This window comes from Bacillus sp. LR--39 (assembly GCF_053613335.1).
Map to the genome: position 1 here is coordinate 1 of NZ_JBSIOT010000757.1, position 761 is coordinate 761.

Sequence of the window (761 nt, forward strand, 5' to 3'; positions counted from 1 at the left end):
TGCCTCTATCGGCCCTGCATATACCGCTTTTCCACTCATGTCTGCCGTTAATTGATTTAAGAAATCATTCCGGGCTCCGCCGCCGATGATATGAAATTGCTCGATCGGTTTTTCTGTGATTGTTTCGAGCTCTTTGATGGCTATCGCATAGATGATGGCTAAATTGCTGGAGATGCAGCAGGCAAGTTCGCCTGCAGTGCGAGGAGTCTTTTGGCGGGTTTGTCTGCAATAATGTTGTATTTCCTTTATCATGTTTTCTGGATTCAGGAAACGTTTATCATTTAAGTTTATAAATTGCTGGAATGGTTCTGTTTTTTTGGCTTCTTCTGCAAGCTGCTGGAAAGAGTAATCTGCTTGTAACTGTTGTCTGACTTCTTGTATCACCCACATGCCGATAATGTTTTTGAGAAAGCGAATGGTGTTGTTTGCGCCGCGTTCATTTGTATAGTTGTTTTCTAAAGCAAGATCAGTTATTATCGGTGTTTTGTTTTCAACCCCGATTAACGACCATGTTCCGCTGCTGATATACGCCCAGCCATCATTTATTCCTGGCGCTGCAATGACGGCCGAGGCCGTATCATGTGTTGCGACTGTCATCACCTTGCACGCCGGGAGATCATAATCCGGGAACCACTCATTTCTTAGCTTCCCGAGTTCACACCCCGGTTCAGTCAGCGGGGCAAATTGCTGTTCCTGAACGGACACGGCTTCAAGCAATTCAGGATCAAGATTTCCCGTTGAGGCGTTTAAAAGCTGTGTTG

1 protein-coding gene is annotated in these 761 nt (G+C 45.5%); it reads right to left on the reverse strand.

Annotated elements, in window-relative coordinates; all coding sequences use genetic code 11:
* Window positions 1-761 (reverse strand): rhamnulokinase (locus ACWHAR_RS26335; RefSeq protein ID WP_452088331.1); only part of this gene is annotated, 761 nt, incomplete at both ends.